The following is a 19,976-nucleotide window of genomic DNA, read 5'->3' as shown; positions in this document are numbered from 1 at the left end:
AATGCAGATCAATACCGCCGTATAGTTTCATCGCTGCCTCCTCGTCGGGTCGTCCGTCATGACTACTCTTGCCATCACGACGCTACGCCCCTTCGTAGGAGGCGGCTAGATGATTATCAGGCTTGGGATGTTGCATAAATAATGCAATATGCCAAGCCTGTCCCGGCTTTCCCCATAGACAAAGACGCAACGATGCCTTCGGCTATCAGCATCAATACTGACGCCCAACTCGTAGAGCTCGAAGACGGCTCAATCCACGTAGCTTACGAAGGCGTCAGATATACCAAAGATCAATTCGTCCCATTCCATATTTTCGGCGTGAATAGCAGTCCGGCCAGGCATACCACCGCAGCGCAATTCGTCACCGGTTCCATGCTCGCTAAATTCGGCGACGATCATGGGAAATGGCCTGTGATGGCACTCAAGTTTCTCCTTTCGAAAGACACGCGCTGAATCAGACGAAGCGAGCAAACCCGCCGCCGCTTGGCTAGGCCGCGCACAGACGGACGGAGCGTGAGAAAGGGAGAATGAGGGCGAATGGGGGGTTCAAGCTTGGTATGTTGCATAAATAATGCAAGATCCCAAGCCTGACCTGAACTCCCTAAGCGACAAGTTTTTCGAGGAGTAGTCTCATGCCAGACAAGGAACGATCGATGTTACTGATTGCGATGATTGCCGCAATGACGCTGTGCGGCGCCAGCTCATACGGGGAAAGCGATCTCCAGCCGACGAATGACCTTCCCAGTCCATACCAAACTATCGCACCGTGGGGAGATCTTCCCGAGGGGAGGACTTGGGGAGCGCTGAACGCAGTCGCGATCGACAACAATGGGGAATCCGTCTGGGTGGCAAATCGGTGCGGCGCGAATCCCGACATCCCCCCTGGAGAATCCCCGTTCGCGTACGACAGCTGCGCCGGTTCCACCGTAGCACCGATCCTCAAGTTCGATTCATCCGGAAAACTTCTGAAGAGTTTTGGCGCCGGCTTGTTCATTTTCCCGCACAAGATTTATGTGGATGCGGATGGCAATGTGTGGGTCGTCGACGGGAGAAGCGCCAACGATCGGGAGCGCAAGAAGAACCCGGATGAAAAGGCGAAGGGCCATGTCGTGGTCAAATTCAGCCCGGACGGCGAGGTGCTGCTGACAATCGGTACTGCAGGCGTCGCGGGGAATCCGCCGCAGGCCTTGAACGAACCGACCAGTGTCGTCACCGCGCCCAACGGCGACATCTTCATCGCAGAGGGGCATTCGGGGCAATATCCCGGGCAAGGTCCGGAAAGCGTCGGGCGCATCTCGAAATTCACCAAGGATGGCAAGTTCGTCAAATCTTTTGGCCGGTGGGGATCGGTGCCGGGCGAATTCAAGACGCCTCACGATATCGCTATGGATTCCCAGGGGCGGCTATTCGTCGCCGATCGGGGGAACATGCGCATCCAGATTCTCGATCAGGACGGGGCGTTCATTGCCGAATGGGCGCAGTTCAGCCGTCCAAGCGGCATCTACCTGCGTGACGACATGATCTATGTCGCGGACTCCGAATCGAACGGACTTCCATTCGCAGCCCACCCTGGATGGAAGCGGGGAATTCGAATCGGAAGCCTGAAAGACGGCCGTGTCCTGTACCGTATCCCAGATCCGCTCGAGATGGAGGGAACCAGCGCGGCGGAAGGTCTGGCGGTGGATGCGAAGGGCAATGTGTACGGTGGGGAAGTCGGACCGAGGCAATTGGTGAAGCACATCAAATAGCGACGGGCCAGGTGACAATCGACTCTCAAAATCAGAACTTACAATGATGCTACATCGTGCAGAAGAAGTGCAGAGTGGGACCGAGTCAAGCCTGCCGCGCGAATTATGGGTTTCCAATAGTGAAGCGAACGCCTTTCTCCAATTCAGATACGAGTCGCTAAAGGGGTGAGTGGTTTCTGGCACCCTTTGTATGAGGCTATCTTTCTGTATAGCGGATATGCTATAGTCTCACTGTGAGTTGGACCGTCACCTTCTACAGCGACCGTGTCGAGGCGGAGATCTCTGCGCTTTCGGCCGGGTTTGTCGCCCGGTTTTTGCGGTACGCGGAACGAATGGAGGTTTATGGTCCTGATCTGGGCATGCCCCAGACCCGGGCCATGGGTGGGGGCCTGTTCGAACTCCGGATCAAGTCCGCGGAAGGCATTGCAAGAGTGTTCTACTGCACCGTCGTCGTCCGTCGGATCGTTTTTCTTCACCATTTCGTGAAGAAGACGGACAAGACACCGCGGAAGGAACTCGAGATCGCGCGGCAGAGAATGAAGGATATTGAAGATGACTAGCTCGCTCAAACAGTTCAAGAAACGGGCGCTTGCCCGCCCTGAAGTGAAAAAGGCCTACGACGAATTGGCCGAAGAGTTCGCGTTTCTCGACCAAGTGTTGAAGGCGCGGACCGAGGCAGGGTTCACGCAGGCGCAGGTAGCCGAACGCGTTGGCACCACCCAATCCGCTATTGCCCGCCTGGAGTCCGCCGAACCCAAGCACTCACCATCGATCTTCACTCTGCAACGGTACGCGAAGGCCATCGGGTACAAAGTCGAAATTCGCCTTGTGAAGGAAGAGCGCCGGGTAACCACGCGGTCAAGTGGACGCACCGTAAAGACGACGGCGCGCCGCTCGCCTTAAGTCTTGGACAGCATCATACGGGCGCTCTCAAACCGTGAGAGAACAGGTTCAGGCTGAGAGGCAGCCCGGATCGTGGATACTGAATTGGGGCCAATAATCCCAATGGAGGTCATCCGTTGCGCAATCCGGCGGAAATAGAAAAGGTGCGAGGCTGGGTGAACCAGGCGGCGCGTGTCGTCGTGCTTACAGGCGCGGGCATCTCGACCGAATCGGGGATTCCCGATTTCCGCGGACCGCAGGGCGTATGGACGAAGAACCCCAAGGCCGAGAAGCTATCCGACATCCACTACTACATGACCGATCCGGAGGTGCGCAAGGCGTCCTGGAAGGCGCGCATTGAGCACCCGGCCTGGAGCGCAAAACCCAACGCCGGCCATCGCGCGCTTGCAGCGCTCGAGAAGCGCGGTAAATTGCATGCGCTGATCACGCAGAACATCGACGAGCTCCACCAGATGGCCGGTAACTCGCCGGATAAGGTGATCGAGGTTCACGGCACGATGCGCAAAGTGATTTGCATGGCGTGCGGCATGACCGCACCGATGCAGAAGGCGCTGGACCGCGTGCGCGCCGGCGAGGAAGATCCGCCGTGCCGCGACTGCGGCGGCATTCTGAAGAGCGCCACCATCTCCTTTGGCCAGGTACTGGTACCCGAATTGATCGAGCGCGCGATGCGCGCATCAGGAGAGGCAGATCTGTTCTTCGCGGTCGGAACCAGCCTGCAGGTTTACCCGGTCGCCGGTGCGGTGACGGCGGCGCGCGCCGGAGGTGCAAAGATCGTGATCCTGAACGCTGAACCGACGCCTTTCGACGGGATGGCCGACGCCGTGTTCCGTGAGCCCATCGGCGCGATGCTGCCGCAACTGCTAAAGCCTTAGCCGGCCAGGGGGCCGACGTTCAGGAGCGTTGACGCAAAGGACGCAAAGGGAAAAAGAGAGGGCGCAAAGGAAGCAGGACGAAGGCAATGTGTAGTGCTTGCGATCAAGTCCGATGCCCTGAGTTGTCCTAGTGCGTATGTATATCTGCCAACGGCTAATACCGGTCACTCGCGTCGTTGTTCTGTTTTCAAAGTCGACGGGTACCTCAACTCGGAAGAGGATGCGCGTGCGGCCGGTGGGAGTCGTGTTTGAGGATCGGGCGATCGCCGCGGCGCGAGTGACTCGGGTCACCGGCAGCCCAACATTTAAGCGGCGACAGCGGTATGCTCTGGGGCAGGGCCCACCAGGGTGGGCTGCTACCAAATAAAACATCGAGCGGGAGGATGCGTATGCAATTCCATATTGCTCTGGCGTTTTGCGCGTCGCTGTTGCTTTCCGCAGGCGCGGACGCTGCGGAATCCATCAAAATCGGCGTAGTCAGCACGTTGACCGGGCCATACGCCGAATGGGGGACCTTCCAGGTCAACGGATTGCAACTCGCCCTGGAAGACATCAAAAAGGCGGGCGGCATACTGGGGCGTCCAGTCGAGTTGCACATCGAAGACAACGCCAGCACAAATCCCGGTACGGTTCTCGCGCTCACCAAACTCTTTACCAATCCCGAGATCAAAGGGATCGTAGGGCCGATTGCGAGCACGCAGATTCAGGCGGCTTCGCCGGCGATCGCGAGAGCCGGCATTCCTACCATGATCGGCGGCACCGACCCCAGCCTCACGCGCATCGACAACAAGTGGGTGTTCCGTGCCCGACCCAACGACCTGTACTCGTCCAAAGTCATCGCGGACTTCGGCGTCAACACGCTGAAGCTCAAGAAGTGGGCGATCGTCCATGCCACCGACGCGTTCGGGCAGGGCGGTGCGAAGGCGCTCACCGAGGCGTTGCAAGCGCTTGGCGCCACTCCCATCCTCGATCAGGGTTACACCAGCAACTCGCAGGACTTCGCTCCGGTCGTCCTCGCCATCAAGAAATCCGGCGCCGAGGTGCTCGGAACCTACATGACGGTTCCGGCCGATCAGGCGATTTTTGCGAAGCAGTTGCGCCAGCTTGGCGTGAACATTCAATGGATAGGATCGCCGACCACGGCCGCAGTAACAACCCGAAATCTGGCGGGCGAAGCGCTGTACGGCAGTTACGCAGTCGCCGATTTCAACGCGGACGCCAATGAGGCGGCGCGTGAATTCACCAGGAGATATCGCGAGCGCTACGGCATCTATCCGGACAACTTTGCCAGTTGGGCCTACGACGCGCTGCATATCCTCGCGTTAGCCATGAACAACGCGAAAAGCACCGAACCCGAAGCCGTCCGCAAGGCGATCCTCGCCATCAAAGGCTACAAGGGCCTGGAAGGTACGTACGAGTTCGACGCCAGAGGCGACGGCGTCCACGGCTACAACGTGGTGAAGAATGAGGGCGGAAAGATCGTGTTCATCAAGCGAGTCGATTTCCCGGTCGAGTGAATTCGCTGTTCGTCGCGTCGTGCCTGCAGCCTTAGGATTTGGCGTATATGATTCAATCGTTCTGTTCATGACAACCCGACTTATTTCCTGTGACTACCGATACCACTAAGTCCGATCGCAAGGCGCAGATCGACGCTCTCCTTCTCAACCTCCCGGGCGTCAGCGCAAGAAAAATCAATGGTCTGGACGCCTATTTCGTCAGCGACAAGATGTTCGCCTGCATCAGCGGCGACGGCATCGGATTGCGTCTGCCAGTTGCCGCCGCGACTGAATTACAGTTCTCAAGAAACGATGTCGTTCCGTTTCAGCCCGGTGGTGTCGCAAGTACGAGGGAATGGATACAGATCAATTGCGCCGAGATCGCCGAATACGAGAAGCATCTCCCACTGTTTCGGACCTCTCTCGAGTTCGTGAAAACCGGCCGGACCAGTTAGATTGCCACCCGAGTCTGGACTGACTCTTTCGGGTCGCGGCACCCTTCTTTCAGGTACATCCTGACCATTTTCGCAGATCACGTTTCGACTGAACAATGAGTGGGAAGAGCCCATGAAGAAAAACAATGGATTCGTGTGTTTCGTCGCCGCGGGGCTTTGTTCTCTCGCGTCGGTGCCAGGCCATGCGGAAAGCGGCACGGTCGATATCGTTCTTTCGGCCACTTCGAACGTGTACGCCGTTCAAATGGGGGATACGACCGTCACGGCAAGGGGAGGGAACGGCACCGTTACGTTTATCCACAGTAGCGGACGCCCGTTTGTCGAAGGCGCCAGCGCAACGGTTCAATATGCCGGTTTCTCGAAGAAAACACCTTCCGGGCTCGATTTGGAAGCGGATGGTGTCGCGACATTCTCACCGGAAGACACCCTGCTGCTTCTTTTCGAACGCCGATCGGGCGATCCTGGTACCTCGGACGAAGGTACATTGCACCTGACGGGTGGGAGTGGGCGCTTTGCCGGCGTCAACGGCCAGTGCAAGTACAAGATGGACGATCTTCCGGGCACATGGAACGTTACCGTTGCCAAATGTCAGTGGTTGTATTCCTTTCCTTATCGATGATGGGCTGCGGAACGTTTGAGGAAGACGGCTACGTCATCGTTACGAACGTTCTCACTCAACGCGAGACTTCAGTTATGGCGCGTGTGCTGGAGCGAGTGAAGGTGCGCGGTGCCGGCACCAGAAACCTGCTCGGGCTCCCATTGTGCCGCACGCTCGTTAAACGAGTGAGAGCGCGCCTGGAGAATGCGGGCGTCTTGCCGATTTCGTCGGTTGCGGTTCAGTGCACGCTTTTCGACAAGACCCCGCAGCGCAATTGGTCGGTCGCATCGCATCAAGATCTTTCCATCCCGGTTCGCGCTCGCGTCCATCATCCCGCTCTCGGCGGGTGGTCCGAGAAAGAAGGCGAACAATTTGTTCAGACACCACCCGAGCTGCTTGAAAAGATGTTGGCGGTTCGCATACATATTGATGATTGCGGGCTCGAAAATGGACCCCTGCGACTTGTTCCTGGCTCCCATCGCCATGGGCGCATGACAGACGCTGCCGCGCGTCAACTCCGGGCTGATGTTGGAGAGGCACCGTTTGATCTCGAATGGAAGCACTCGGTCTGATCTCGGCGGGAACCGGTGACGGTAGTTTCAAACGAGCGCTTGGCGGCCTGAAATTGTTGTAATACAATTGTTCAGGAAATGTATTACATCGGAGGCCCCGCATGACTCTCACCGTCCGCCTGCCCCAGCGCGTCGAGCAGGAGCTGGCCGAATACTGCGTCAAGCACCGTCTCACCAAGAGCGAGGCTGTAAAACTTGCCTTGCAGGAGCTGCTGCGGGCGCCCGAATCGGGCACGGTCGGCCTGAGCCATCCGTATATTGGTTGCGACACGCGGCAAGGGGATGTGGCACGCCATACCAAGCGCCTGTTGCGCGAGAGCTTCCGCGGCAAACGGAAGCGTGGCTAACGTACTCGTCGATACCGGGTTTCTCGTTGCCCTTGGGCGTAAAAGCGACCCGCTGCACGTCGCGGCGAGGGCTTTTTTTCTGCGGGAAATCGGCCCGCTCATTACTGTCTCCCCGGTGATAGTAGAAACCTGCTTTTTCCTGGATGCTGAAGCCAAAATCGAATTTCTCGACTTGGCTCAATCGCCGAGGCTGCGGACACTCGAACTGCCCGTCGACGCCTATAGCGAAGTCGGCTCATCCATCCGGAAATACGCTGACCGGGACATCGATTTTGCCGACGCAGCGCTGATCTGGCTGGCGAACCGCACCGGCATCCGGCATATCCTGACCACCGACAAGACCGATTTTGGCGTATATCGCCTCAAGGGCGGCAAGCGCTTCGAGCTGATCAAGTGGTTCGAACGTTGAATCGAGTTTAGCGTCGGCGTGCCACAATCGCACGACCTCACCAATCACCAGACCACCCATGGCCCTCAAACGCCCTAAAGGTCCCGCCGGCACGCTGGTCGCGCTGGAGCACACGTCGAAGATCCTCCAGGACAACCCACTCGGCGATCCGCATGTGCGCAAGGTCGCCGTGTGGCTGCCGCCGCAGTATGACGAGGGCGCGGGCAGGCGCCGCTTCCCGGTGCTCTACGACCTGGTCGGCTTCACCGGCTCGGGTCTGTCGCATACCAACTGGAAACCGTTCGGTGACAACGTGCCGGAGCGCGCGGCGCGGCTGATTCGCGAGCAGAAGATGGGGCCGGCGATCATCGTCTTCCCGGACTGCTTCACGGCGCTCGGCGGCAACCAGTACGTGAACTCGTCCGCGATCGGCAACTATGCGGACTATCTGACGCGCGAGATCATTCCCTTCGTCGACTGCGAGTTCCGCACGCTGGCGAGCCGCGAGCATCGCGGCTGCTTCGGTAAATCATCCGGCGGCTACGGCGCGATCCTCCACGGCATGCAGTATGCGAAGTACTGGGGTGCCATCGCCGATCATTCCGGCGACGCGTATTTCGATTTCGTTTACTGGCACGACTGGCCGAACACGCTGAACGAGCTCGCCAAACATCGTGTGCCGAAGCGGAAAGCCGGCGCTTATGACGCGCGCGGCGAATCGGACCGCAAAGGCCTCGCCGAAGGCCTGGACGACGGGCGCATCCAACGCTTCCTGGCGCACGTCTGGAAGAAAGAAAAGCTCTCGACAGCGGAAGGCCACTGCATCATGAACCTGTGCATGGCCGCTACCTACGACGCAGACCGAAGAGCGCCGCTCGGCTTTCGCGTGCCGTTCAACCTCGAATCGGGCGAGGTCATCGAGAAGCGCTGGAGCAAGTGGCGCGAGAGCGACCCGGTCAATCTGGTCGCGAAATACCGGGACAACCTCAAGTCGCTGCGCGGCATCTACATCGACTGTGGCTGGCGCGACCAATATCACATCCACTACGGCGCACGCATCCTGTCGAAGCGCCTCGCCGCGGCCGGCATCCGTCACACCTACGAGGAATTCGACGACGATCACTCCGACGTCGATTACCGGATGGACACGAGCCTGCCGTTCCTCTACAGGGCGTTGAAGCCCTGAGAGGTTGTCGGGAAATTTCGTGCGCGACAGCCTGCCGTATCTGTTACTTGCGGATGTCGTGCTTGCGCTGCACGTCGCAATTGTTGTGTTCGTCGTTGGCGGCCTCGTCCTCGTCGTCATTGGCAACCGTCGCAACTGGCGGTGGGTCAATGCCTTGTGGTTCAGGCTCGCACATCTGGGTGCTATCGCCGTCGTCGTAGCGGAGGTTTGGCTGGGCGTCACCTGTCCGTTCACAACGCTGGAATTTTGGCTGCGCACGAAAGCACATGCGACTGCCTACAGCGGCAGCTTCATCGGGCATTGGCTCCAACGCATCCTGTACTACGATGCCCCGCCTTGGGTTTTCGTAGTCGGCTATTCCCTCTTTGGCCTGCTCGTCCTGGCAACATGGGTGCGCTTCCCACCGGTCTCCAAACGCCGCAACAATGAAAAAGATGCCTGACCTTCCATCGGACGGACGCCGCCGGTAAGCTGGACTCTGCCTCTCATGCCGGACATTCCTTTTCAGGAGCGCCAATGCATACTCCCGCATCAATTCAAGAGCTGTTCGCACTCCTTTTCCCCGGGTTGATGGGAATAGCGTTCTCGGAAGTGTCCACGGATCGCGTCGTCGCCTCGCTCAAGGTGCGCCCGGATTTGTGCACTACCGGAGGGATCCTCCATGGCGGGGCGTTGATGGCGTTCGCCGACACGCTTGGCGCGGTAGGTACCTTCATGAGTCTTCCTGCAGGCGCTCGCACCACGACGATCGAGTCAAGCACAAAGTTCATTCGCGGCGCACCGGCAGGGTCGACGGTCATAGGCGAATGCACCGCCTTCCATCGCGGCAGGACCACCATGGTGTGGCAAACGCTCATAAAGTCCGAGGCGGGAAAGCTATGTGGGGTCGTTACGCAGACACAACTCATTCTTCCCTCCGGTTCTCCCGCGTAATCGCCGGGACCCGCACTGGAGTGCTTGAAACGGAATTCCGGCAGAGGAGAAATGCTATCTCAAGCCATAGGCCTGCTCAACCCGGCACTGCAGTTGATCCGCCAACTGCAAGCCCACAACTGAGCATGACTGGATAACCCTCCCGGATTGGAGCCACCGCATGGAATATCGCCCGATCAACATCGCCGATAAATTTGCGCGGTTCTCCGAGCACTGGTCGCCGAAGATCATTGCGCGGATGAACGACTACCATTTCAAACTGGTGAAGTTCCAGGGGGAGTTCGTGTGGCACGACCACAAAGACACTGACGAAGTGTTCATCGTGATCGAGGGCGAGATGACCATTCATTTTCGAGACGGTGACGTTTCCGTGAGAAAAGGTGAGCTGCTCGTTATTCCGAAAGGCGTCGAACACAAGACCTCGGCAAAAGCTGAGTGCCGTGCCATGCTTGTTGAAGCTGCGGGTACGGTAAACACCGGCGACGCCGGTGGGGAAAAGACTGCACCCGCCGAGGCGTGGATATAGAAATGCTGCCTCGTCATCGCAGCCGACCCGGAGCTACGCTCCTTGGGTCGGGCAAATTTAATCGTTAGAGGTCACCATATTGCAGAAACTCCTTTTGCCAACGAAAACGATCACGCCTGCAGATTATTTCGGCTACTTCGCTCTGCCTGGTGAGCGCAATGGCGGTGGCGGTGAATTTACGAGCGAATCAGGCTTGAATACATCCGTGCCGGATCAATGATGGTCGAACAAAATCGCGAACCCCGCAAAGGCGGTCGTTTCGTCGGTCTGCTTGTTCAGGTCGTGGGCCAGGCCCATATCGAACACCAGGGTGCGTGTGGGTTGGTAGCTCAGGGCCGCGAGCGCCTGCGTGCTGCCGCGCGTGCCGCGCCGCCCCGTGCCGGAAAGTTCGGCGGCCCAACCCCACGGCCCACCGAGTTTGCCGGAGACCGCCGTCGCCCAGCCGATTTCGCCGCGGCTTTCTCCCGAGCCGACCGATCCGAGCCGGGTGTAGGCGAGATTAAAATCGAAACTCAATCCACCCCACCCGGCGCTGAAAATGCCGTTCACGAGGTAATCGCTCTTCTCGGCGCCAAGGCCGGTCTTGGCGGTCGGGAAACGCACCCCGGCCTCCATCCCGAGCTCCATGCTGTCGGTTAATTCACGCCGCAGCTTGAGCGCCGCCACGGTGTCGCCCACGCTCGTGAGGCGATTGCCGTCGGCGTCTTCCTGGCGCAGATAGGCGTCGCCGCCCACCAGCACGCCGAGGTTTTCGCTGAAAGCGTACTTGAAGAGATAGGGCAGACTGACCAGCCGGGTGCCCGCGTCATCTCGCAATCTCGCTACGCCGGCCTCGAACTCGAGCAGGCCGGGGGCGGAAAGCGCGGCCGGGTTGGAGACCGTGGGGCGATAGGGTGTGACCTCGGGCGCATCGGCCAAGACGGCCCCCGCCCACAGTGCAAGTCCGACGGCGATGGCTCTTGATGCGTTTTTCATGGGGTATTGAGTCTCCGGCTATGGAGAATAGGGGTCGCCCATTGGCGGCCTCCGGTCGACATTTCCCTCGGCTTGAGGGCTAGAACCTCAATGCCCTGATCAGGGAATCCATGTGTTCGGCCGACTCCTTGAGAATCCCGACCAGCGTTTCCTGCCCGATGATCAGGTCGATATTCGCTGTGATGTTTTCGCAATCGTTAAGCGGCGGCTCATGCAGCGGGGAATGAACCGGAGACAGTTGGTCAGCCAGCAGCAGCGTGTCCCCGAGTGTTGTCGGGGGCAGGACCAGGTAACCCTTCCACATGGCCTCGATGCCGTCCACCACCGCCCGGGGCACGGACAGGGCCCTGAGCACAGCGCGGCCGATCTCGACTTCACTACCGCCCTTGCCTTCTTCTTCTCCTTCGACTTCGCCGTCATCGCCCTGCAGCCAATCCGTCAGTTCCCCGTCCATCAATCCGGGATAGTCCTTGGCGCGAGACAGCAGGTAAAACCCGCCGACCTCGTGGACGATGCCGGCAAACATCGCCGTTTCCGGGTCCTGCCCCGTTACGCGTCGGGCAATGACGTGAGCGAGGGCCGCCACATGTGCCGTGTGCTCCCACAACTTCGTCGCCCGATCCCGATTTGCCTGTCCGGTGGGCGTTCCCGCCAATTGGTGCGTTGCCACCGCCGCCGCCACGGCACGAACCGCCTTGAACCCCAGACGGTTCACGGCGGCGCGGACATCGGCAATCTCCCGCCCGGATGGATTGAAGGCCATTGAATTGGCGAGCGCGACGACCCGAGCCGCCATCAGCGGCTCCGCCTTCACCAGGCGAACCGCCTCGTCCAGAGCGCAATCCGGATCGTCAAGGACCTCTCTGACACGAAGGGCCACTTTGGCGGATGTCGGAAAATTCAATTCTCCCCGTGCCGCGTCGGCGACAATGTTCTTGAAGGCTTCGCTTCTTTCCATCTGGCTAAGGCTCCGCTTCCGTGGTTTGTCCGTGCCCCGTTTGATTCACAAACTGTCGATAAGCCCCGGGAGGAGGGCCCGAGGAAACCTTGATAATCCGGCCCGTCCTCTGCGGACCCACACTGGGTATCGGCGCCTGCGTGACAGACTTTAGTGCCATGTGCCACGCACGCCATGAGGGCAAGATGATTAGGTGAGTGAGACCGCATCATTTATGCAATTGACCAAGCCTGATCCCGCGTTCCCATTCTTGAGAAAGTTTTCCTTCACGTTTGGTGTTTGGTCCCGAAAGCATCTTCGCCTGACCCTTCACAGATCCAACTGTTTGAGGAACGCAAGCAGCTGTACTGCAAGTGACCCGTGATGGCTTCTCGCATTGAAAAGCATCCTTTGCGTCGAACGTCTTTGATGCCGGCCTCCGGCTGGCCGGTTTTTCCCGCATAATTCGGCCCTTTCCGGACACCACCCGTACCAAATCATGGCTCAATACGTTTACACGATGCAGCGCGTGGGCAAGGTCGTCCCGCCCAAGCGCGTCATCCTCAAGGACATCTCGCTATCTTTTTTTCCCGGCGCCAAGATCGGGATGCTGGGACTGAATGGTTCCGGCAAGTCCAGCCTGCTGAAGATCATGGCGGGTGTCGACAAGGAGATCGAAGGCGAAGCGATCCCGATGCCGAACCTGCGCATCGGCCATCTGCCCCAGGAGCCGCAACTCGATCCCGGGCAGACCGTGCGCCAAGCGGTCGAAGGAGGTCTCGGCGAGGTGATGGAGGCGAAGCAGAAGCTGGATGAAATCTATGCTGCGTACGCGGAGCCGGATGCTGACTTCGACAAACTCGCGACCGAGCAGGCGAAATACGAAGCGATTCTCGCGACCAGCGGTGCCGACGTCGAACACCAGCTCGAGATTGCCGCCGATGCGCTGCGGCTGCCCCCTTGGGACGCGAAGATCGCCAATCTCTCCGGCGGCGAGAAGCGCCGCGTTGCGCTGTGCCGGCTGCTGCTGTCGAAGCCCGACATGCTGCTGCTCGACGAGCCGACCAACCACCTCGACGCGGAAAGCGTCGACTGGCTGGAGCAGTTCCTGCAGAAATTCCCCGGCACCGTGGTGGCGGTTACCCACGACCGCTACTTCCTCGACAACGCGGCCGAGTGGATTCTGGAACTTGACCGCGGCCGCGGCATTCCGTGGAAAGGCAACTACAGTTCCTGGCTGGAACAGAAGGAACAACGCCTTGAGGTCGAAGCCAAGCAGGAATCGGCGCGCATCAAGGCGATGCAGAAGGAACTCGAGTGGGTGCGTTCCAATCCCAAGGCGCGCCAGGCCAAGAGCAAGGCGCGCATCGCGCGTTTCGAGGAATTATCGTCCCACGAGCACCAGAAGCAGAATGAAACCCAGGAAATTTTCATTCCGGTGGCCGAGCGCCTGGGCGACAGCGTGATCGAGTTCAAGGAAGTGTCGAAGGGTTATGGCGACCGCCTGCTGATCGACAAGCTCTCGTTCAGCGTTCCACCCGGGGCGATTGTCGGCATCATCGGCCCGAATGGCGCCGGCAAGTCGACGCTGTTCCGCATGATCACCGGCAAGGAAAAGCCGGACAGCGGCGAAGTTGTCATCGGTTCCACCGTGCAACTTGCGTTCGTCGACCAGAGCCGCGACGCGCTCGAGAACAAGAAGACCGTGTGGGAAGCGATCTCGCACGGCCAGGACATCCTCACCGTCGGCAAGTTCGAAATGCCTTCGCGCGCGTACGCCGGCCGATTCAACTTCAAGGGTGCCGACCAGCAGAAAGTGGTCGGCAATCTATCCGGCGGTGAACGCGGGCGGCTGCACCTGGCGACCACGCTGATCTCCGGCGGCAATGTGCTGTTGCTCGACGAGCCTTCCAACGATCTCGACGTGGAAACGTTGCGCGCACTGGAAGACGCATTGCTGGAGTTCGCCGGGTCGGTGCTGGTGATCTCGCACGACCGCTGGTTCCTCGACCGCATCGCCACGCACATCCTCGCCTGCGAAGGCGAATCCCAGTGGACCTTCTTCCCGGGAAATTACCAGGAATACGAAGCCGACAAGAAGAAGCGCCTCGGCGAAGAAGGCGCCAAGCCCAAGCGCATCCGCTTCAAGCCGCTGCAATAGCCGGCCTCAAGCTCGTGCTTCAAAAACAAACAGGCCCGTCGGGCCTGTTTGTTTTTCATCCATTGTAAAAATCCGCTTCAGAACACGTAGGCAAGTCCAATCGATACCACCGGGTAATACCGGTACTTGTGCATGTCGTCGTCGAGCTTGTCCTGCTCCGCCGCGACGTCGCCCTGGATTTGCGAGCAGAGCCCTGCAGGCGTTGCCGCCCCGCAAGTGGCGGAAAGGGTCGAGCGCGGTGAGCCCTGGAACAACACGCCCAGATCGGCGGCGAGCGACAGCCCTTTGCCGATCGGGCGGCCATACCCCAGGCCGACGTAGGGTGCCGCCTTCCTGAAATCGAACTTGCCGTTCAGCGAACCGACGTTGGACGAACTGTACGTGGTGCCGTTAATCGTGAAGGTTCCGCCCGCGGAAGGTTTGCCGTCCAGCGTGAACTTGTTGCCGTTGTACATGGCGCCCGCGCTCAGGCGAAAGTTGTTGGAGAACGGAAACCAGTCGAGGAGCAGTTGGCCGGATTCCAGTTTCAATTTGGCGTCATAGTCGACGGACTCATGGGTCTCGGAAGTGTTGTAGTTCAGGCCATTGACAGAGACGCGGAATCCCAGCTTTTCGGTGAATGCATGCGCCAGCTCGACGCCGCCGCCCAGCGTTCCGACACGGAGTCCGAGGCTCGTATCCGCGAGGGATACCGGGGAAGCGAGAATCGCCCAAACTGCCGCAAGTACCGCAACCAGATTGTTCCTCTTCATGACGAAACCTCCGTTTTCCTTCATTGGCGTGATTCGACGTTCGGTGCCCAGTGTGCATTCGCTGAAAATGCCATGCTCAGTGGAATGCATCTTTTCATTCTGACATGAGGGCACCCCGCATTGGAATGTCACGGCAATGGGCAAGATGCGCCGAATGCCGGAGGCGGACGCTTCCGGTGCTGACGGCCGGCATGTCGTTACTGATATTCCAGCGGACTTACGCCCTCTTGAGCGCAGCGCGGCGAATCTTTACGCCTTCTTTACGCCGCGTTTCCTAATATGGCAACCGAAATTCATGGGGCAGCCATGACCGGGATTGATCTCCGTCAAGGTATCCCGCTGCCATCGGGGGCGGGCATCGGGCCACGCTGATCCGGGAATTGTGTGTGAGGTGAACATGGACATTCTGTACATCGGACTCGCTGTCGCTTTCGTGGCCCTGAGCATTGCGCTCGTGCACGGCTGTGAAAAATTGATGAGGAGACCGAAATGAGCGGGATATACATCCTGAGCGGACTGGTCGCAGTTGCGATCCTGGTTTATCTCTTTGTCGCCCTGCTTTGGCCGGAGAAATTCTGATGACTGCCAACGGTTATCTGCAGCTTGCTTTCTACGTCGCCGTGCTGATCGCACTGGCGAAGCCGCTCGGCGCCTACATGGCGCGCATCTACGAAGGCCAACCGGCGTTTCTCAATCGCATCGGCGCGCCGGTCGAGAACCTGATTTACCGCGTGTGCGGCGTGAACCCCGCGCAGGAAATGCGCTGGACGCAGTACGCCGTGGCGACACTCATCTTCAACGTGCTGGGCTTTTTTGCCGTCTATGCGCTGCAGCGGCTGCAGCTCTCCCTGCCGCTCAATCCACAGAACATGGCGGCCGTGTCGCCCGATTCGTCGTTCAACACCGCCATCAGTTTCATCACCAACACCAACTGGCAGGGTTACGGCGGCGAGTCGACGATGAGTTATCTCACCCAGATGCTCGGACTCACGGTGCAGAACTTCGTGTCCGCGGCGACCGGCATGGCGGTGCTCGTCGCGCTTATCCGCGGCTTCGCGCGCCAGAATGCCCAGGCAATCGGCAATTTCTGGGTCGATCTGACGCGCAGCACGCTCTACATCCTCCTGCCGCTGTCGCTCGTCTTCGCGCTCGTGCTGGTGTGGCAGGGCATGCCGCAGACCTTCTCGGCTTACGCGACGGTGCCGCTGGTCGAGTCGGTGGAGTACGACAATCCCAAGCTCGACGCCGCCGGCCAGCCGCTCAAAGACGACAAGGGCAACCCGGTCACCGAGAAGGCGACGCAGAAGGAGCAGTCGATCGCGGTGGGCCCGGTTGCCTCGCAGGTCGCCATCAAGCAGCTCGGCACAAACGGCGGCGGCTTTTTCAATGCCAACTCGGCGCATCTGTTCGAGAACCCGACGCCGCTGTCGAATTTTCTCGAGCTGCTCGCCATCCTGCTGATCCCGGCGGCACTTTGCTACACGTTCGGCAAGATGGTGGGAGACACGCGCCAGGGATGGGCCATCCTCGCCGCGATGACCGTCGTGTTTGTGGCGCTGCTCGCGGTGTGCGTCGGCGCCGAACAGGTCGGCAACCCGGCGCTCGACAAGCTTGGCGTCGACCAGGTGGCGTCCCCCCTGCAGGCAGGAGGGAACATGGAAGGCAAGGAGACGCGCTTCGGCGTCGTCAACTCGGCGCTCTGGGCCACCGCGACCACCGCGGCGTCGAACGGCTCGGTGAACGCGATGCACGACTCCTTCACGCCGCTGGGTGGACTGGTGCCGATGTGGCTGATCCAGATCGGCGAGGTGATCTTCGGCGGGGTGGGCTCCGGCCTGTACGGCATGCTGCTGCTGGCCGTGGTCGCCGTGTTCGTCGCGGGCCTCATGATCGGCCGCACGCCCGAATACCTCGGCAAGAAAATCGAGGCCTTCGATGTCAAGATGGCCGCGATCGGCGTGTTGGTGCCGTTGTTCACCGCCCTGTTCGGAACCGCTGTCGCGGTCTTGCTGGAGGCGGGCAAAGCGGGCGTGGCCAACCCCGGCATGCACGGCTTCTCCGAAATCCTGTACGCGTTCTCCTCAGTGAGCGGCAACAACGGCAGTGCGTTCGCTGGTCTCTCGGCCAACACGCCGTTCTACAACACGGCGCTCGGCATCGTCATGTTCTTCGCGCGTTTCTGGATCATTGTGCCTGTGCTCGCGCTGGCCGGCTCGCTAGTGGCGAAGAAGAAGGTCCCGGCCGGTGCCGGCACGCTACCCACGCATGCGCCGCTGTTTATTTTCTTCCTCATCGGCGTAGTGGTCGTGATCGGGGCACTGACCTTTTTCCCGGCGCTCGCGCTCGGACCGATCGTCGAGCACCTCGTGCTGTACGGCGGCAAATAGTCCCGCCCGGCCGCCGAATCTGAAAGAAACAGGAGTCGATCCGATATGACAACCCAAGCGATATCCCCCGGGCAAGTGCCGCGCCGCTCTCTCGTCACGAGGAGCATCATTGAGGAGGCACTGGTCGCCTCGCTGGTGAAGTTGCTGCCGCAACATCAGTGGAGAAACCCGGTGATGTTCGTGGTGTACGTCGGCAGCATCCTTACCACCATTCTGTTCATCCAGGCGCTCGGCGGACACGGCGAGGCGCCGGCGGGCTTCATCCTGGCGGTGACGGTCTGGCTGTGGTTTACCGTGCTGTTCGCCAATTTTGCGGAAGCGGTCGCGGAAGGCCGCAGCAAGGCGCAGGCGGCGGCGTTGCGGGCGGTCAAGCGCGACGCCTTCGCCAAGAAGCTCGACGCGCCGAAGCGCGACGCGACGGTGACGTGGACCCCCTCTTCCGACCTGCGCAAAGGCCACATCATCCTGATCGAGGCGGGCGACACTATCGCGGCTGACGGCGAAGTCATCGAGGGCGTGGCATCGGTGGACGAATCGGCCATTACCGGCGAATCGGCGCCGGTGATCCGGGAATCGGGCGGCGACTTCTCCTCGGTCACCGGCGGCACCCGTGTGCTGTCCGATTGGCTGATCGTGCGCGTCAGCGTCAATCCTGGCGAGGCGTTCCTCGACCGGATGATTGCGATGGTGGAAGGCGCGCGCCGCCACAAGACGCCCAACGAAATCGCACTCACCATTCTCCTCGTGAAGATGACGATCATCTTCCTGCTGGCCACCGTGACGCTGCTGCCGTTCTCGATCTACGGTGTTGAACTCGCGAAGTCCGGCAATCCGGTCACCATTACCGTGCTGGTCGCTCTGCTGGTGTGCCTGATCCCGACCACGATCGGCGGCCTGCTGTCCGCGATCGGCCTGGCCGGCATCGGGCGCATGCTGCGGGCCAACGTCATTGCCACGTCCGGCCGCGCAGTGGAAGCGGCGGGCGATGTCGACGTGCTGCTGCTCGACAAGACCGGCACTATCACGCTGGGAAACCGGCAGGCCGCGGCGTTCATTCCGGCGGCCGGGGTCAGTGAGCGGGATCTGGCCGATACTGCCCAGCTCGCCTCGCTGGCCGACGAGACGCCGGAAGGGCGCAGCATCGTCGTCCTGGCCAAACAGAAGTTCAATGTGCGCAGCCGCGATATTGCGAATCTCGGCGCGACATTTGTCCCGTTCTCCGCTCATACCAGAATGAGCGGCGTAAACATCGAAGGGCGCGAAATCCGCAAGGGTTCCGCGGACGCGATCCGCGCTTGGGTGGAGTTGAAAGGGGGTTCGGTTTCCCGCGAGGTGGGTGAAGCAGTGGACCGGATTGCCCGCAACGGATCGACGCCCCTCGTCGTGTCCGATGGATCCAAGGTTCTGGGCGTGATCGAACTCAAGGACATCGTCAAGGGCGGCATCAAGGAGCGCTTCGCCGAGTTGCGCGGCATGGGCATCAAGACCGTGATGATCACCGGCGACAACCGCCTGACCGCGGCATCGATCGCGGCCGAAGCGGGGGTGGACGAGTTCCTGTCGGAGGCCACACCCGAAGCGAAGCTGAAGCTGATCCGCGACCATCAGGCGACCGGAAGGCTGGTGGCGATGACAGGCGACGGTACCAACGATGCACCGGCTCTGGCGCAGGCGGACGTCGCGGTGGCGATGAACACCGGCACGCAGGCCGCCAAGGAAGCTGGGAACATGGTGGATCTCGATTCCAACCCGACCAAGCTGATCGAGATCGTCGAAATCGGCAAGCAACTGCTGATGACGCGCGGCGCGTTGACCACGTTTTCAATCGCCAACGACGTTGCCAAGTACTTCGCCATCATTCCGGCGGCATTCGCCACCACCTATCCGCAGTTGAACGCGCTCAACGTGATGGGGCTGGCCAGTCCCGCGAGTGCCATCCTTTCAGCGGTGATCTTCAACGCCCTCATCATCATTGCGCTGATCCCGCTGGCGTTGAAGGGTGTGCGCTACCGGCCTGTCGGCGCGGCGGTCCTGTTGCGCGACAACACCCTGATCTACGGTGTCGGCGGCATCATCGTGCCGTTCATCGGCATCAAGCTGATCGACTTGATCCTGGTAGGTCTGGGAGCCACGTGACGAACCGAAGGGAAATACCATGTTGAGCGATATCCGACGAGCGGTCACGATGCTGGCAGTGATGACGCTGATCACCGGCGTCGCCTATCCCTTGCTCGTGACCGCGATAGGCCAGGCTGCATTTCGCGGCAAGGCGGCCGGCAGCCTGATCGAGCACGACGGCAAGCCAGTCGGTTCGACGCTGATTGGACAACCGTTTGGCGATCCGAAATATTTCTGGAGCCGTCCGTCCGCTACCGCGCCCTATCCATACAACGCCGCGTCCTCCGGCGGTTCGAACCTGGGGCCGCTCAATCCGGCGCTCACCGATGCCGTGGCCGGGCGGATCAAGGCGCTGCGCGACGCCGACCCGGACAACGCCGCGCCGGTGCCGGTCGATCTGGTGACGGCGTCCGCGAGCGGGCTCGATCCGCACATCAGTCCCGCCGCCGCCGAGTATCAGGTCAATCGTGTCGCCAGGGCGCGTAAGCTGGATCCGGAAATAGTCAGAACCCTGGTCGCGGAATCCACGGAAGGCAGGCAACTGGGTTTCCTGGGCGAACCGCGGGTGAATGTGCTCAGGCTGAATCTCGCGCTCGATGCGATACGGTAGTGCGCGCCG

At 60.3% G+C, this 19,976-nt stretch carries 24 protein-coding genes; 21 read left to right on the top strand and 3 right to left on the bottom strand.

The window, feature by feature from the left end:
- Positions 1-141 precede the first annotated feature (141 nt).
- From HY067_08255 to HY067_08180, 16 genes are all read left to right on the top strand, one after another.
- Positions 142-453: a hypothetical protein gene (locus tag HY067_08255; GenBank protein MBI3527948.1), complete on the top strand. Its 312-nt coding sequence runs from the start codon at positions 142-144 to the stop codon at positions 451-453.
- Positions 454-668: 215 nt separating this feature from the next.
- Positions 669-1,748, top strand: coding sequence for a hypothetical protein (locus HY067_08250; protein ID MBI3527947.1), 1,080 nt, complete (start codon positions 669-671; stop codon positions 1,746-1,748).
- Between the two features lie 233 nt (positions 1,749-1,981).
- Entirely contained in the window at positions 1,982-2,308 is a 327-nt protein-coding gene (locus tag HY067_08245) for a type II toxin-antitoxin system RelE/ParE family toxin (protein MBI3527946.1), read from the top strand.
- Positions 2,301-2,651 (top strand): helix-turn-helix transcriptional regulator, encoded by a 351-nt coding sequence (locus HY067_08240; GenBank protein MBI3527945.1) that lies wholly within the window; start codon positions 2,301-2,303, stop codon positions 2,649-2,651. The genes HY067_08245 and HY067_08240 overlap by 8 nt, the downstream gene beginning before the upstream one ends.
- A 116-nt stretch (positions 2,652-2,767) precedes the next feature.
- The gene (locus HY067_08235) at positions 2,768-3,526 is read left to right on the top strand and encodes a Sir2 family NAD-dependent protein deacetylase (protein MBI3527944.1); all 759 of its coding nucleotides are present in this window, start codon (positions 2,768-2,770) and stop codon (positions 3,524-3,526) included.
- A 383-nt stretch (positions 3,527-3,909) separates the two neighbouring features.
- Positions 3,910-5,043, top strand: coding sequence for an ABC transporter substrate-binding protein (locus HY067_08230; protein MBI3527943.1), 1,134 nt, complete (start codon positions 3,910-3,912; stop codon positions 5,041-5,043).
- An 89-nt stretch (positions 5,044-5,132) separates the two neighbouring features.
- Positions 5,133-5,477, top strand: a complete 345-nt coding sequence (locus HY067_08225) for a hypothetical protein (protein MBI3527942.1) — start codon at positions 5,133-5,135, stop codon at positions 5,475-5,477.
- A gap of 112 nt (positions 5,478-5,589) precedes the next feature.
- Positions 5,590-6,096, top strand: coding sequence for a hypothetical protein (locus HY067_08220; protein ID MBI3527941.1), 507 nt, complete (start codon positions 5,590-5,592; stop codon positions 6,094-6,096).
- Positions 6,063-6,647: a phytanoyl-CoA dioxygenase family protein gene (locus HY067_08215; GenBank protein MBI3527940.1), complete on the top strand. Its 585-nt coding sequence runs from the start codon at positions 6,063-6,065 to the stop codon at positions 6,645-6,647. Before HY067_08220 ends, HY067_08215 begins: the two co-directional genes overlap by 34 nt.
- A gap of 101 nt (positions 6,648-6,748) precedes the next feature.
- Positions 6,749-6,994, top strand: coding sequence for a hypothetical protein (locus tag HY067_08210; protein ID MBI3527939.1), 246 nt, complete (start codon positions 6,749-6,751; stop codon positions 6,992-6,994).
- Positions 6,987-7,403: a PIN domain-containing protein gene (locus HY067_08205; protein MBI3527938.1), complete on the top strand. Its 417-nt coding sequence runs from the start codon at positions 6,987-6,989 to the stop codon at positions 7,401-7,403. The genes HY067_08210 and HY067_08205 overlap by 8 nt, the downstream gene beginning before the upstream one ends.
- A gap of 58 nt (positions 7,404-7,461) precedes the next feature.
- Positions 7,462-8,568 carry an enterochelin esterase gene (locus HY067_08200; protein MBI3527937.1) on the top strand — a complete coding sequence of 369 codons (1,107 nt, stop codon included), beginning with the start codon at positions 7,462-7,464 and terminating at the stop codon, positions 8,566-8,568.
- 19 nt (positions 8,569-8,587) lie between these two features.
- A complete protein-coding gene (locus HY067_08195) occupies positions 8,588-9,010 on the top strand; it encodes a DUF2784 domain-containing protein (GenBank protein MBI3527936.1) in 423 nt (140 codons plus the stop codon).
- Positions 9,011-9,084: 74 nt separating this feature from the next.
- Positions 9,085-9,501, top strand: a complete 417-nt coding sequence (locus HY067_08190; GenBank protein ID MBI3527935.1) for a PaaI family thioesterase — start codon at positions 9,085-9,087, stop codon at positions 9,499-9,501.
- 160 nt (positions 9,502-9,661) lie between these two features.
- Entirely contained in the window at positions 9,662-10,027 is a 366-nt protein-coding gene (locus HY067_08185; GenBank protein ID MBI3527934.1) for a cupin domain-containing protein, read from the top strand.
- Positions 10,028-10,106: 79 nt separating this feature from the next.
- The gene (locus tag HY067_08180; protein ID MBI3527933.1) at positions 10,107-10,247 is read left to right on the top strand and encodes a hypothetical protein; all 141 of its coding nucleotides are present in this window, start codon (positions 10,107-10,109) and stop codon (positions 10,245-10,247) included.
- Here HY067_08180 and HY067_08175 read toward each other — a convergent pair.
- On the bottom strand, positions 10,241-11,002 hold the full coding sequence (locus HY067_08175) for a transporter (GenBank protein MBI3527932.1): 762 nt from the start codon (positions 11,000-11,002) through the stop codon (positions 10,241-10,243). The genes HY067_08180 and HY067_08175 overlap by 7 nt on opposite strands.
- Positions 11,003-11,081: 79 nt before the next feature.
- Positions 11,082-11,960 carry an HDOD domain-containing protein gene (locus HY067_08170; protein MBI3527931.1) on the bottom strand — a complete coding sequence of 293 codons (879 nt, stop codon included), beginning with the start codon at positions 11,958-11,960 and terminating at the stop codon, positions 11,082-11,084.
- 478 nt (positions 11,961-12,438) lie between these two features.
- Here HY067_08170 and ettA point away from each other — a divergent pair, with 478 nt between their 5' ends.
- Positions 12,439-14,100 carry an energy-dependent translational throttle protein EttA gene (gene ettA / locus HY067_08165; GenBank protein ID MBI3527930.1) on the top strand — a complete coding sequence of 554 codons (1,662 nt, stop codon included), beginning with the start codon at positions 12,439-12,441 and terminating at the stop codon, positions 14,098-14,100.
- Between the two features lie 77 nt (positions 14,101-14,177).
- Here the strand turns inward: ettA and HY067_08160 are convergent, their stop codons facing one another.
- Positions 14,178-14,852 (bottom strand): hypothetical protein, encoded by a 675-nt coding sequence (locus tag HY067_08160; protein MBI3527929.1) that lies wholly within the window; start codon positions 14,850-14,852, stop codon positions 14,178-14,180.
- 489 nt (positions 14,853-15,341) lie between these two features.
- On the opposite strand from HY067_08160, the gene kdpF reads away from it, so the two are divergent.
- The 4 genes from kdpF to kdpC are packed head-to-tail and all read left to right on the top strand — an operon-like array spanning position 15,342 to position 19,967.
- Positions 15,342-15,431, top strand: a complete 90-nt coding sequence (kdpF, locus tag HY067_08155) for a K(+)-transporting ATPase subunit F (GenBank protein MBI3527928.1) — start codon at positions 15,342-15,344, stop codon at positions 15,429-15,431.
- Positions 15,431-17,239, top strand: a complete 1,809-nt coding sequence (gene kdpA / locus HY067_08150) for a potassium-transporting ATPase subunit KdpA (protein MBI3527927.1) — start codon at positions 15,431-15,433, stop codon at positions 17,237-17,239. Before kdpF ends, kdpA begins: the two co-directional genes overlap by 1 nt.
- A 45-nt stretch (positions 17,240-17,284) precedes the next feature.
- On the top strand, positions 17,285-19,375 hold the full coding sequence (kdpB, locus tag HY067_08145) for a potassium-transporting ATPase subunit KdpB (protein MBI3527926.1): 2,091 nt from the start codon (positions 17,285-17,287) through the stop codon (positions 19,373-19,375).
- 22 nt (positions 19,376-19,397) lie between these two features.
- Positions 19,398-19,967, top strand: coding sequence for a potassium-transporting ATPase subunit KdpC (kdpC, locus tag HY067_08140; protein ID MBI3527925.1), 570 nt, complete (start codon positions 19,398-19,400; stop codon positions 19,965-19,967).
- The last annotated feature ends 9 nt before the right edge of the window (positions 19,968-19,976 follow it).

The sequence above is a fragment of the Betaproteobacteria bacterium genome, assembly GCA_016194905.1.
In the GTDB taxonomy this organism is placed as follows: domain Bacteria; phylum Pseudomonadota; class Gammaproteobacteria; order Burkholderiales; family JACQAP01; genus JACQAP01.
Note: the sequence above shows the minus strand (reverse complement) of the source record. Positions and strands in the feature narration are given on the sequence as shown.